The organism is Caulobacter sp. FV1ye6ST (genome assembly GCF_058681225.1).
Genome location: NZ_CM178733.1, coordinates 3,560,793 through 3,574,118, shown reverse-complemented (window position 1 = coordinate 3,574,118; position 13,326 = coordinate 3,560,793). Strand labels below are relative to the sequence as shown.

10 protein-coding genes and 1 pseudogene are annotated in these 13,326 nt (G+C 67.8%); 8 read left to right on the top strand and 3 right to left on the bottom strand.

The features are described 5' to 3' along the window. Positions 1-34: 34 nt before the first annotated feature. Positions 35-2,626: an aminopeptidase N gene (gene pepN / locus ACW175_RS17270; protein WP_492101238.1), complete on the bottom strand. Its 2,592-nt coding sequence runs from the start codon at positions 2,624-2,626 to the stop codon at positions 35-37. Positions 2,627-2,731: 105 nt separating this feature from the next. Here pepN and ACW175_RS17265 point away from each other — a divergent pair, with 105 nt between their 5' ends. Beyond that, the gene (locus ACW175_RS17265) at positions 2,732-3,640 is read left to right on the top strand and encodes a CPBP family intramembrane glutamic endopeptidase (RefSeq protein WP_492101237.1); all 909 of its coding nucleotides are present in this window, start codon (positions 2,732-2,734) and stop codon (positions 3,638-3,640) included. A 105-nt stretch (positions 3,641-3,745) separates the two neighbouring features. After that, a complete protein-coding gene (locus ACW175_RS17260; protein WP_492101236.1) occupies positions 3,746-4,396 on the top strand; it encodes an OmpW/AlkL family protein in 651 nt (216 codons plus the stop codon). On the opposite strand, the gene ACW175_RS17255 is transcribed toward ACW175_RS17260, so the two are convergent. After that, entirely contained in the window at positions 4,397-4,948 is a 552-nt protein-coding gene (locus ACW175_RS17255) for a hypothetical protein (RefSeq protein ID WP_492101235.1), read from the bottom strand. Between the two features lie 145 nt (positions 4,949-5,093). Between ACW175_RS17255 and ACW175_RS17250 the strand changes: the two genes are divergently transcribed. The 6 genes and pseudogenes from ACW175_RS17250 to ACW175_RS17225 all read left to right on the top strand — a co-directional run bounded on the left by ACW175_RS17250 (position 5,094) and on the right by ACW175_RS17225 (position 11,406). Then, positions 5,094-6,209: an acyl-CoA dehydrogenase family protein gene (locus ACW175_RS17250; protein ID WP_492101234.1), complete on the top strand. Its 1,116-nt coding sequence runs from the start codon at positions 5,094-5,096 to the stop codon at positions 6,207-6,209. Between the two features lie 15 nt (positions 6,210-6,224). Next, positions 6,225-7,448, top strand: a complete 1,224-nt coding sequence (locus ACW175_RS17245) for an acyl-CoA dehydrogenase family protein (protein ID WP_492101233.1) — start codon at positions 6,225-6,227, stop codon at positions 7,446-7,448. Positions 7,449-7,709: 261 nt separating this feature from the next. Continuing rightward, a pseudogene (locus tag ACW175_RS17240) lies at positions 7,710-9,319 on the top strand (tetratricopeptide repeat protein); the annotation flags it as partial. Beyond that, on the top strand, positions 9,213-10,682 hold the full coding sequence (locus ACW175_RS17235) for a hypothetical protein (protein WP_492101232.1): 1,470 nt from the start codon (positions 9,213-9,215) through the stop codon (positions 10,680-10,682). The pseudogene ACW175_RS17240 and the gene ACW175_RS17235, both read left to right, overlap by 107 nt. Beyond that, a complete protein-coding gene (locus tag ACW175_RS17230; RefSeq protein WP_492101231.1) occupies positions 10,679-11,233 on the top strand; it encodes a hypothetical protein in 555 nt (184 codons plus the stop codon). The genes ACW175_RS17235 and ACW175_RS17230 overlap by 4 nt, the downstream gene beginning before the upstream one ends. After that, the gene (locus tag ACW175_RS17225) at positions 11,227-11,406 is read left to right on the top strand and encodes a hypothetical protein (RefSeq protein ID WP_492101230.1); all 180 of its coding nucleotides are present in this window, start codon (positions 11,227-11,229) and stop codon (positions 11,404-11,406) included. Before ACW175_RS17230 ends, ACW175_RS17225 begins: the two co-directional genes overlap by 7 nt. Positions 11,407-11,524: 118 nt before the next feature. On the opposite strand, the gene ACW175_RS17220 is transcribed toward ACW175_RS17225, so the two are convergent. After that, positions 11,525-13,321 carry a vWA domain-containing protein gene (locus ACW175_RS17220; protein WP_492101229.1) on the bottom strand — a complete coding sequence of 599 codons (1,797 nt, stop codon included), beginning with the start codon at positions 13,319-13,321 and terminating at the stop codon, positions 11,525-11,527. Positions 13,322-13,326 lie beyond the last annotated feature (5 nt).

The following is a 13,326-nucleotide window of genomic DNA, read 5'->3' as shown; positions in this document are numbered from 1 at the left end:
AACTCAGGGCCGAACGAGGCTCGAAAAGGCCCCCTCAGCCGAGCGCCTTGGTCGCCAATTCGAGCACGTTCTTGGACAGATCTGGTTGGGCCGCGACCCGTTCCAGTTGTTCGCGCATCAGCCTGCCCAACTCGGGTTTGTAGCGCCGCCAGTTGCCGAGCGGCTCGACCAGACGTGCCGCTGTCATCGGGTTGAAGCTGTCCACGGCCAGGACCTGATCGGCCAGGAAGCGGTAGCCCGCGCCGCTGGGATCATGGAAGCGCGCCGGGTTGAAGTTGGCGAAGGTCGAGACCAGGGCCCGCAGACGGTTGGGATTGGTCGGCTCGAAGTCCTGGTGCTTGGTCAGGGCGATCACCCGCTCAAGAGCGGTTTCCGATGGGTCCTGGGCCTGCACGGAGAACCACTTGTCGAGCACCAGCGGTTCCTTGCGCCAGACGCCATGAAAATTGGTCAGGGCGATTTCCCGCTGATCGTCGCCGCTGGCGACCATGGCTTGCAGGGCGCCGATCTGATCGGTCATGTTGCTGCTGACGGCGTAGTGGCCGACCAGGCGCGACAGGTTGTCGGTGCTGGGATCGGCCGAAAGCATGTTGGCGCAGGCGTTGCGCAGGGCGCGGCGACCGGCGGCTTCGGCGCTGGCCGAGAACTCAGCGTCGCTCCGCATCTCGCCGTGCAGGCGGCGCAGCAGGTCCCCCAGGTGAACGGCGATGCGCGTGCGCAGGGCCTTGCGGGATTCGTGCAGGGCCGCGGGCTCGGCCGGCTCGGACATCAGCGCCAGATCCTGCTCTGACGGTAGGGCCAGCAGCAAAGCCTTGAAGGCCGGCTCGGCGGTGTCGTCGACCAAGGCGCGGCCCAGCGCGTCGGCGTAGCGTTCCTCGCCCACTTCGTCGGGCGTCCCGGCGGTGCGAGCCAGGATCAGGTCGCGGGCGAGGGTCTGGCCGGCCTCCCAGCGGTTGAAGAGATCCGGGTCGGCGGCGAACAGCACGTAGCGGTCGGCTGGTCGCGCATCGGTCGACAGGTTCACCGGAGCCGAGAAGCCGCGCAGCGCGGACAGGACCGGCCTGCTGGGCACGTTCTCCCAGCGGACGGTCAGAGCGTCCTTGTCCAGCAGCACCACCTCGGTGTCGCGCAGCGGTTCACCGGTCTCCGACAGCAGGCCGATGGCGATCGGGATCGGCAGGGCCTTCTTGTCGGGCTGGCCCGGCGTCGGTGCGGTCGACTGGGTGAAGTTCAGGGTCAGGGCCTTTGCGGCCTCGTCATAGGTCGTCTCGATCGTCACGGCCGGCGTGCCCGCCTGCTCATACCAGCCGAAGAAGTCCGACAGGTCGTGGCCCGACGCCTCGGCGAAGCAGGCGATGAAGGCCTCGACCGTGGTCGCCTGGCCGTCATGGCGCTGGAAGTAGAGATCGCTGCCCCTCCGGAACGCCTCGGCGCCCAGGATGATCTTCAGCATACGAATGATCTCCGAGCCCTTCTCGTAGATCGTCGCGGTGTAGAAGTTGTCGATCTTCATGTAGCTGGACGGCCGCACCGGGTGGGCGAGGGGGCCGGCGTCCTCTGCGAACTGGCGCGCGCGCAGAGCCCGGACGCCCTTGATCCGCTCCACTGTCGCGCCGCGCTGGTCGGCGCTGAAGCTCTGGTCGCGGAAGACGGTGAACCCCTCCTTCAGGCAGAGCTGGAACCAGTCGCGGCAGGTGATGCGGTTGCCGGTCCAGTTGTGGAAATATTCGTGCGCGACGACCGCCTCGATGCGCTCGTAGTCCATATCGGTGGCCGTGTGCGGATCAGCCAGCAGCAGCGAGCTGTTGAAGATGTTCAGCCCCTTGTTCTCCATGGCGCCGAAGTTGAAGTCGCGGACGGCGACGATCATGAACAGGTCGAGGTCGTATTCGCGGCCGAAGGTGTCCTCGTCCCACTTCATCGCCCGCTTGAGGCTGTCCAGCGCATAGGCCGCGCGCGAGGCCTGGCCGGGGTCGACGAAGACCCGCAGCGCCACTTCGCGGCCGCTCATGGTGACGAACCTGTCGGCCAGAACGTCCAGGTGGCCGGCGACCAGGGCGAACAGGTAGCTGGGCTTCGGGAAGGGGTCCTCCCACTCGGCGAAGAACCGATTGTCCGCGAGGGCGCCCGAGTCGATCAGGTTGCCGTTGCTGAGCAGGTGCGTGAACTTGCGATCGGCCTCGATACGCACGCTGTAGCGGCTCAGCACGTCTGGTCGGTCGGGGAAGTAGGTGATCGTGCGGAAACCCTCGGCCTCGCACTGGGTGCAGAAGCGGCCGCCCGACATGTAGAGGCCCATCAGCGCCTTGTTGGCCGACGGATCGATCTCGACCTCGGTGGTCAGGACGAATTGGTCAGGCAGATCCGGGATCGTCAGGTGCTCGGCGTCGAGCACATACTGGTTGGCGCCCAGGGACTGGCCGTTCACCGCCACGGACGCCAGCTTCAGCCGCTCGCCGTTCAGCACCAGCGGTTCATCCTTAGCACCGGTCCGCCGCACCACGAGCTCGGCCTTCACGCGGGTCTGAGATGGATGCAGCTCGAAGACCAGTCGCGTGGTCTCGATGGCGAACGGGAACGGACGATAGTCCGCCAGACGGACGGCTTGGGGCGTGTCGGTGCGCATTCCCCTAACCTAGTCGCCCGGGGCGGCCTCCGCGAGAGGACCTTGACGGCCGCGCCCGAATTAATGGTCAGTGCCCGTCTGGGTTAAGGCGGGAGGGGCTTGGCTATGGCGCACGAAATCACGAGTGATCAGGCGGGCCTGGAAGTCGGGCGACAGCGGTTCCTGCATCCGGGACCGCTGCGATGGCTGCGGGCGTTCGGCTGGATGCTGCTGCTCTTCGTGCTGTTCAGCATCGTTTATGCGGGCGCCCAGGTGGTGGCCAACCCGATGTTCAAGAAGGGCGGCCATCTTCTCGAAGTCCTCGAGGTGCTGGCGATCTGCTGCGCGGGCTTCGGCCTCTACGCCGTCGTCGTGAAGCTGGCCGAAGGGCGCTGGCCGGAGGAACTGAACCCGCGCCAGATGCCGGCTGAGCTCGGCATTGGCCTTGTTATTGGAGCGCTGATGCTGAGCGCGGCCGTGGGCGGGCTCTATTTGCTGGGCGTCTATGACATCAGCGGTCCGCGCCCGGCCTCGGCCTGGGGCACGATCGCCATGGCCATCGAGTCCGGCTTCATGGAGGAGCTGATCATGCGCGCCATCCTGCTGCGCCTGCTGATGCGCGCCTTCGGGATCTGGCCGGCGCTGATCGTGCAGGCGGCCCTGTTCGGAGCGTTGCACCTGGCCAATCCCAACGCCACGCCGGTCGCCGCCGCGGCCATCGCCGTCGAGGCGGGGCTGATGCTCGCCGGCTTCTATCTGCTGACTGGCCGTCTTTGGATGTCGGTCGGCGTCCACGCGGCCTGGAATTTCACGCAAGGCTGGGTGTGGGGGGCTTCGGTGTCGGGCATCCCGGTCACCGAGAGCTGGCTGGTCAGCAAGCCCAAGCCGGGCGCACCGGAGTTCCTGAGCGGCGGGGCGTTCGGTCCCGAGGCCTCGCTGCCGGCCATGGTCGTTGGCACGCTGGCGGCGATCTTGGTGCTGTGGATGGCCTGGAAGAAGGGCAATTTCAAAGCTCGACCAGACGCGACTACGTAATAACCGCAATTTTTTTGTGGTCTTTTCTTGAGCCGGGTCAACGAAACCGGACGGACGTGGGCGCAAACCCCTTTTCGACACAACGAGGTCGAAAAGGGGATACCGATGACCACGAAACTCTTCCTGGCCCTGACCGTGGCGGCTGGCCTGAGCGCCGCGCCCGCCTTCGCGGCCGAGCCCGTCACGCCCAAGGCCAAGGGCGACATCGTCCTGAACGTCCGTCTGACGGACGTCGCGCCGGACGCGGGCAACCCGATCCTGACGGCCGCCGGCGCGGCCACCGGCCTGAAGGCCGACGTCAAGGACGACATCAAGCCGACGATCGGCCTCAGCTACTTCATCACCGACAAGCTGGCCGTCGAGGTGATCGCCGGCACCACCCAGCATACGGTCAAGGCCGTCGGCCCGGGGACCGATGTCGAGGTGCATAAGACCTGGGTCCTGCCGCCGGTCGTGTCGCTGCAGTACCATCCGCTGCCCGGCGCGCGCTTCAGCCCCTATGTGGGCGCGGGCCTGAACTACATGCTGTTCTACAGCAGCAAGGACAAGAACGGCTTCACGGTCGATCTGGACAACGGCTTCGGCTACGCCCTGCAGGCTGGCGCGGACATCCCCATCAACGCCGCCTACAGCCTGAACCTGGACGTCAAGAAGATTTGGTTCGACACCGACGCCAAGATCAACGCCGGCGCGCTGAAGTCCAAGGTCAAGCTTGACCCGCTGGTGGTTTCGGTCGGCTTCGGCCGGCGCTTCTAACTAGTCCGAGCTCGGTCCGGCGGCGGGCGCTTCCTGCAGGTAGCGCTCGATCGCCGCGATCTTCTGGGCCAGGCCCGTCAGGGCCGGCGGCGCGTCCTCGGGATTGTCGGCCACCAGGGTCAGCAGCTCCCGGGCGATCGCGTGCAGGCGCGGGGCGCTGGCGATCAGCCGGGCCTGGTATTCCATCTTGTGCGGGTCGCGGTCGTATTCCGCGCCCGGGGTGCGCCAGCCGCCCCAGTCCTGGGCGTCCGTGACCACGACCGGATAAGTGCCCGGATAAGGATGGTGGGCGCAGTCGCCCTCCTGCTGCCATTTGTTGCGGGCCCGCAGCACCCGCCAGTTCGAGTCGACACCGCCGTCCTGGGGAGCGACCTTGTCCTCGGCCTTCAGCTCGTGAGCCAGGAACTCGCGGTTCAGCCCCACGTCGTAGGTGACGCGCACGGGCTCGTCGAAGCCCTTGGCCCAGATGGGTACGATCCGGTCGACCGTGGCCCAGCAGCCGACGCTCTCGACCCACACCCTCTGGTTCTTCTGGAAGACGGTCTTGGCCATGCCGCTGAGTAACGTCCGAATGCGCTGACAGACGCGCATAAGAACCTGAAATTCTTGACGCCGGGTCAATCTTTCCCTTCGCGTGAACGTCGTCCAGTGTGCTTCCCGAGATCGGCCAACAGAGCCCGGTCCAGGGAGAACGCTCGTGGATTTCGACTATTCCGACGACCAGAAGTTCCTGAAGGACGAGGCGCGCAAGTTCCTCGCCGGCAATTGCGACGTCGGCGTCGTGCGCGGCGTGCTGGACAATGCCGACCGCTCCTTTGACGAGAAACTCTGGAAAGGCGTGGCCGAGCAGGGCTGGCTGGGCGCCTCGATCCCCGAGGAGCACGGGGGTCTGGGGCTGGGCCGCATCGAGCTTTGCGCCATCGCCGAGGAGCTGGGCCGCGCCGTCGCGCCGATCCCGTTCGCCTCCACCGTCTACATCCTCGCCGAAGGGATCATGGCCCACGGCACGGACGGCCAGAAGGCCGCGATCCTGCCGCGCATCGCCGCCGGCGAGGTGATCGGCTGCCTGGCGACCTCCGAAGGGCCGGGCGTCGTGGGCCCCAACACGCTGCAGTGCCGGGTCGAGGGCGGCAAGCTCTCGGGGACCAAGATCCCGGTCACCGACGGCGACGTCGCCGACACGGCGCTGGTCTTGGCCAGCGAGGGCGGCCGGCCGGGCCTGTTTCTGGTCGATCTGACCGGCCCGGGCGTGACGCGTGAGACCCTGAAGAGCCTCGATCCCACGCGAGGGGTGGCCAAGATCGTCTTCGACGGCGCGGTGGCCGAGCGGGTGGGGGTGGCCGGGGCAGGCTTCGACATCGTCCAGGCCATCCTCGATCGCGCCGCGGTGCTGCTGGCCTTCGAACAGCTGGGCGGCGCCGACCGCTGTCTGGAAATGGCCAAGGAATACGCCCTGGGCCGCTACGCCTTCGGCCGCGTGATCGCCGGCTACCAGGCCATCAAGCACAAGCTGGCCGACATGTACGTCAAGAACGAGGTCGCCCGCTCCAACGCCTACTATGGCGCCTGGGCCCTGAACGACGACGCGCCCGAGCTGCCGATCGCGGCCTCGGCCGCCCGTATCGCCGCCTCGGACGCCTTCTGGTTCGCCAGCAAGGAGAACATCCAGGTGCATGGCGGCATGGGCTTCACCTGGGACGTCGACTGCCACCTCTACTACCGCCGCTCGCGGCAGCTGAGCCTGGTGGCCGGCGCGCCGAAGCTCTGGAAGGAGCGGCTGGTGAGCGAACTCGAAAAGAAGAACGCGGCGTAAGGCGAGGAAACGAAAATGGATTTCAACGACTCCCCCGAAGAAGCCGCCTACCGCGAGAAGGCTCGCGCCTGGCTGGCCGAGAACGCCGCCGCGCACCGCGCCAAGTTTGGTGAGCTCAAGCCCAACACGCCCGAACACATGGCCGCCGCCAAGGACTGGCAGGCGACCAAGGCGGCCGCGGGCTATGCCTGCATCACTTGGCCCGCGGCCATCGGCGGGGGCGGCGGCACGCCGATCCAGTCGGTGATCTTTGGCCAGGAAGAGGGCAAGGCGGGCCTCGGCTACGGCTACTTCACGATCGGCCTGGGCATGTGCGTGCCCACGGTCATGGCCTTCTCCGACAGCGAGACCAAGAAACGCTTCGTCTCGCCGGCCGTGAAAGGGGAGGAGATCTGGTGCCAGCTGTTCTCCGAGCCGGCGGGCGGCTCCGACGTGGCGGCCTTGCGCACGCGCGCCGTGAAGGATGGCGATGAGTGGGTGATCAACGGCCAGAAGGTCTGGACCACGGGCGCGCACTACTGCGACTACGGCATCCTGCTGACGCGGACGGACCCGGACGTGCCCAAGCACAAGGGCCTGACCATGTTCTGGATCGACATGAAGGACGCCGCCGTCGAATGCCGGCCGATCCACCAGATGTCGGGCGGCCGCGAGTTCAACGAGGTGTATTTCACCGACCTGCGGGTCAAGGACAGCCAGCGCCTTGGCGAGGTCGGCGACGGCTGGAAGGTGGCCCTGGTCACGCTGATGAACGAGCGCCTGGCGGTCGGCGGCTCGGCCGGCCCGAACTATCGAGAGGTCATGAAGCTGGCGCGGGATCTCACCGGTCCGACCGGTCCCGCGATCAAGGACCAGGCGTTCCGCGAGAAGATCGCCGACTGGTATGTCCAGTCCGAGGGCCTGAAGTTCACTCGTTTCCGGACCATGACCGCCCTGTCGCGCGGCCAGACGCCTGGGCCGGAAAGTTCGATCGGAAAGATCATCTCGGCCAATCAGCTGCAGGAGATGGCCAATACGGCCGTCGAGATGGAGGACCAGTACGGGATCCTGGTCGATCCCGACCAGGCCCCGGCCGAGGCCGCGTTCCAGCAGAGCCTCATGTGGGCCCCGGGTCTGCGCATCGCCGGCGGCACCGACGAGATCCTCAAGAACATCATCGCCGAACGGGTGCTGGGCCTGCCCGGCGACGTGCGCGTCGACAAGGACGTGGCGTTCAAGGACATGCCGACCGGCCGCTGATTTCGTCGAATCTTCGTCTTCCGCGGATACACTGAAGCCGGTGGTTAACGAGGTTAGCCGCCGGCTTCTCGATGTTTGGGAAGATATTCCGTGCGCGGTGAAGTCGCGTGAAGTTCGGGAAATTCGCCTGCCGGGCGAACCCGCACTGTCGTGAGAAAGTCTTCATTGGCCGGTGGGTTTGGCTGACCTTGACAGTAGCCAATCCCGGGCACATGAGAGATCGTTGTTTTATGGTTAACGGGCTGGGCTGAAGGGGGATTCATGCGCGAGGCCGGCGACGCATTTGCGCGCCTTCGGATGCTCCGTGCAGCGGCCGAGCGCGTGTTCGCCAGCCGCGCCGTCCTGCTGCGCCGTGCGCCCGTGGGCGCGCTGGTGGCGGCGGTGGTGATCCCTCTGGTGGGCTGCGACACAGGGCCCAGCTTCTGGTTCCATAAGCGCGCCAGCGCGTGCCCGCGGCCGCAGGCGGCGCAGGGCGTATCCGGCCAATTCAACCAACAACAGCAAGAGATTCGCGCCCTCCGTCAGGGCGGCTTCCGCGGCGACTTCTTCGCGCAGCTTGAGCTGGCCCGCCGCTATGAAGGCCAGCGCGCGGTCGACAAGAACCTCGAGGATCCGGTCGAGGCGGCCGTCTGGTACGCCATGGCCCTGTCCAATGCTGGCGGATACGCGCCCATCTCGTCCTATGAGCGCAGGGGTTCCGAATCGAAGGCGGTCTCGCGCTTCGACGACTGCCGCGCCTTCGAGCGCCGCAGCGCCTATTTCGCCCTTGATCGCCTGCTGTCGCGCATGTCGACCGAAGAGCGCGAGAAGGTGCGCAACCGGGTGATCTACGTGCTGTCGTCCCAGGGCGCCGACGGTTTTCGCACCTTGGCGCGGATACACGACGCCTATTTCGGCCCGTTCGGCGAGCCGTCGGACAACCTCCAGGCCATCGCGGCGTACGGCAAGCCCAGCCAGCCGGGCGCGCCGGCCGCCCTGGACCTGTTCCGCCGCAACGACGTCGACGCTTATCTCTACAACTACCTGGCGGTGCAGACCGGCGACGTGTCGGCCTATGTCATGCTCAAGGACTTCGAGCGCAGCTCGCCGCAGCGGGCTTCCTACGGATCGTTCGTCGAGACCAAGGCCAAGCGCTGGATCCCGCCCTACGAGTTCTATCCGCCGGAATCGCCCGACTCGGGCGTGCCGCACTCCGACGAGTCCGACCTGTCGGGCGAGGCGCGCGAGGCGGCGCTGAGCCGGATCAATGAACTGCCCTTCGTCCACGTGGCCGAGGCGCTGGCTTACTTGCGGGTGATCCCGTCAGCGATGCTCGACGAGAAGCTGCTCAGCGTCAACGACGCCCAGAGCCTGGAAGCGATGCTGGGCCGGCCGGCCAACGGTCGCCTGTCCTCGATCGAGAAGGTGCGGGCCATCCAGTTCGCGGCGGTCAACGGCTCGTCCAAGGCTCAGCTGGTGCTGGCGGTGATGTACTCCGAAGGCGTCGGCGTCCCGCGCGACTATGCCCGGGCCTATCACTGGTACGAAGAGGCCGAACGCCAAGGCTCGGCCGAGGCCAAGTACGCCATGTCGACCTTCTTCTCTCTGGGCCTGCAGGGGGTAGCCGACCAGGATCGCGCCAAGGCGGTGGTCTACCAGATCGACGGGGCGCTCTCGGGCTTCAAGCCGTCGGCCTATCGGCTGCAGCAGCTGTTGGCCCAGGTCTCGCGCCCGCCCCGGCCCGCCGCCGATCGAGGCCGTCCTTACAGCGAAAGGGACTTCTAGATGCGCAGCCTCAGCCGCCTGCTGGCGCTTTGGGCCGCCCTGATCCTCGGCGTCGCGTCCGCCGCGCCCGAGATCGCGACCGCCTCGCCGGACGCCAGGATCGACCAGCAGATCCGCCCGTGCTTTGGCCTGCTGATCCAGCCGAACCTCTCGCAGGGCTGCAAGGTGCGCTACGCCAAGCCGCGCCCCTGCGCTCGCGGCTACTACCGCTCGCGCGGCCGCTGCGTGGCGGGCGGCGGCTATGGTTCCGGCGACGGCGGCGGCTATGCGCCGCGCGAGATCAACTGCGACTACGCCTATCCGGGCCAGGTCTCGCAGACCCTGGCGCGGCTTTATGATGGCGACACCCTGACCCTGACCTCGACCAATGGCGGAGCCTGCGTCGACTCGCTGAACATCACCCAGTCGGTCAGCATCGTCGTCCGCAACTACGCGCCCAGCCTGGACCGTCCGATCCTGGTGGCGCCGGCCGGACAGCCCTGCATCCGGATCCAGCCAGGCGTGCAGTATGTGGTGCTGGAGGGCCTTGGCATCGAGGCCTCGCGCGCTGGTTCGTCCTCGTGCATCACCGGCCGCGCCACCGAGATCGCTCTGAAGAACGTCACGGTCCGCTACGATGGCGACGCCTCGGCCTTCGACGTCGGCGACAGCCGCATCGAAATGGCCGGCGTGACCTTCATCGGCCGTACGCGCTCGGCGGTGGTCAAGGCCACCGGCACGATCATGGCCCAGGACGTCGAGATCGCCGCCGCCGCCATCGGTGGAGCCTTCGAGACCTCGGGCGACAGCCGCCTTCGCGACATCCGCATCGTCCGCCTGGGCGACTGGACCGGTTCTTCGCGCACCCGCAACTCGGCCGGCTTCGTGCTCAGCGGCATGAACCGCCAGCAGTTGGTGACGATCGATGGCCTGTACGTCGATGGCTTCTCGCGCGGCGTCTATATCGGCGGGGGCGACGAGACGACGCTGCTGCGTCCCGTGGTCCGCGACAGCGACTGGGCGGTGACGGTCGAGAACGGCAACCTGCGCCTGAACCAGGGCGAGCTGGAGGCGACCGATGTCGGCCTCTACGTCGCTTCGGGCATCGTCTACGCCGCGAACAACAAGATCGTCGGCGTCATGCGCTCGGGCATCTATGCCGACGCCGGCGGCCAGATCCGCGCGGTCGACAACCGCATCTATGCCCGCCCCGAAGGCTGCAAGGCCCTGGTCAGCGGCTTCTTCGACGGCGAGCTGACCTGCCGCCCGTGGTTCGAGGCGCCGGAGCTGTATCGCACCCAGCGCGACCGCGCCCGTCTAGACTACGAAACCTATTGGCCGGCCCCGTCGATCGGTCCCGCGCCGCTGGCCATGGGCTCGGGTCCCGCCGATCTGGCCCACGACGCCGCCGCGACGGGACTGGCGGGCGCGCCGCCTCCGTCCCCGCCACTTCGGTCCTGGGCGCCGCAACAAGGGGGAGCCCCCAAATGAGCAAGCTGACCCATGGTCTGGTCGCCGCCGCCGTCGCGGCCTCGACCCTGATCTCGACTCAGGCCTTCGCCCAGCAGGGCGGGGGCGGCTATCAGCCGACCTTCGCCGCGCCCCAGGCCGCGCCGCAAGGCTACTCACCCAAGCGCCGCGACATCTGCGGCGCGCCGATCACCGGCCAGGCGCCGGACATCATGACATATGACAGCGCCACCGGCACCCAGGTGTTCGTCGGCGGCCAACGCGGCGGCGGCACGGACGTGGCCGCGTATAACGCCCAGACGGGCTCGGCGGCGGGCCTGTCGGGTGATCTCAGCCGTCCGGGCCTGGTGGCTTCCTGCGCCGTCGACGGCCTGACCCGCGAATCCTACGGCGTGACTTCGGACCGGCCGGGCCAGGTGACCCTCAGCGGCCGGGACGACCGGGGCGAGCGCTACCAGTTCACCCGCGCCGACGGCCGGACCGACGTCTGGGATCCGCGCTACGAGAACTACTGCTTCCGCTCGGGCACGGGCCTGTTCGGCCCTGCCGCCGCAGGCGGCCGTCGATGCTGAGACCTGTCTGTCTTCTGGTCCTGGCGACCGCGGCGCTGACGGCCTGCGCCCCGCAACGTCCGTACATTCCGTACTACCCGCCGTCCGGCCCGCCGCCGCCTTCGGCCCCGAACCGGCACAAGGTCACGCCGCCCCCGCCGCCGATCGACGTCATTCGGCCGAAGGTCCAGTAGGCGGCGCTCAGAGCCTGTCCGTTTCTGATGGAAACATCAGAAACGGATAAACAGGCTCTATCTCAAACATTTAGAGCGTGGCGGGCGCCGAAACCGCTCACACTTTCGGCTGCCACGCTCAGCGCGCCTTCACCTCCTGGGCCGCCTTGGTCAACTGCACGAACTCGGCGCGCAGGCCGTCCCGATCCTCGCCCCGTGCGCCCTGAGCCAAGGCGGTGATGGCCGGCCAGCCGAAGCTTCCGTCCAGCCACGGATCGCCGCGCAGCTTCTGGCCATAGGCCGCGACCGCCACCGCGAAGCGGGTCGCCTCCGGCGCTGCCGCCAGCGTGGCGTAGGTGTCCGCGGTCCCGATCGGCCGTTCGATCAGCTTCGAATCCTTCCCGCCGGGCGGCTTGTAGCGCACCTTGAGAAAGGCCAGTTCGCCCGACGTCGACACGGGGGCGGCCTTGTCGCCATAGCGCAGCGGATCCGACGACGGCCGCGCGCCGGCAGGCGTGATCTCGTAAAGCGCCGTCACCGACGCCCCGGCCCCGACCTCGCCGGCGTCAACCTGGTCGTTGTTGAAGTCCTCGCGGTTCAGCAGCCGGGTCTCGTAGCCGATCAGGCGGTATTCGCTGACCCGCGCGGGATTGAACTCGACCTGGATCTTCACGTCGTCGGCGATGGGGAAGAGGCTGGCCTGGAAGTCGTCGCGCAGCAGCTTGCGGGCCTCATTCAAGGTGTCGACATAGGCCGCCACGCCATTTCCGTTCTGGGCCAGGGCCTGCATCATCGTGTCGTTGTAGTTGCCCCGGCCGAAGCCATAGACCGACAGGTAGACGCCGCTCTTGCGCTGGTCGGCGACAAAGTCCTTCAGCCGGGCGGGGTCCGAAATGCCGACATTGAAGTCGCCGTCGGTGACCAGAATCACGCGGTTGACCGAGCCCTTGGTGAAGTTCTGCTTGGCCAGGCCGTAGGCCAGCTCCAGGCCCTGGCCGCCCGCCGTGGAGCCGCCGGCCTGCAAGGCTCCGAGGGCGCAGCGCATCTTCAGCTTCGAGCGGCCGTCGGTTGGGGCCAGCACCGCGCCGGCCGAGCCAGCATAGGCGACCATGGCCACGCGGTCTTGCGGCCGCAGTTGGTCGATCAGCACGTTCAGCGCCTTGCGGGCCAGGGGCAGGCGGTCCTCGCCCATCATCGAGCCAGAGGTGTCGACCAGGAACACCAGGTTCAGCGGCGGCGCGTCGGCGCGCGGGGTGGCGTAGCCCTGCAGGCCGATATGGACGATTTGGCGTTGTTGCGCCCACGGCGAGGGGGTCACCGCGACCGTGGCGCGGAACGGTATCTGGGCGCTGGTCGGTCGGGCGTAGCCGTAGTCGAAATAGTTCACCAGCTCCTCGACCCGGACGGCGTCGCGCGGAGGGGCGCCGCCGTCGTTCAGGAAGCGGCGGGTGTTGGCGTAGGCTGCCGTGTCGACATCGATCGAGAAGGTCGAGACCGGCTCCTCGGCCACGCGCTTGACCGGATTGGACGCCGCGCCAGGATAGCGCTCGGTGTCCTGCCGCTGGGGCGGTACGCCGCGCGGCACGGGCGGAACGGCGCTGATGATCGGGGGGGCGGCATAGGCGAGAGCGGGCGAGGTGGAGCGCTGGACCGGAGGGATCGGCAAAGGCGGGGGCGGGGGTGCGGGAGCGACCTGCGCCCGCGTTTCGTACATCGCCTGACCGGACCGGGCGATACCGACCTTGCGGGTGGCCGTCATGCGGACGTCCTCGCGCGATGGCGCGGCGGCGAAGCCCAAAGCCGCGCAGGCCTCGGGCGTCACGGCGCCATCCTGGATCGGCGGGCGAGGCAGGGCGAGGCCTGGCGAGGCGCTGGACCCGACCAGGGCCAGCGACAGCGCGCCAACCCCCGTGAACCGAAGCGTGCGATGAGCCATGGTCG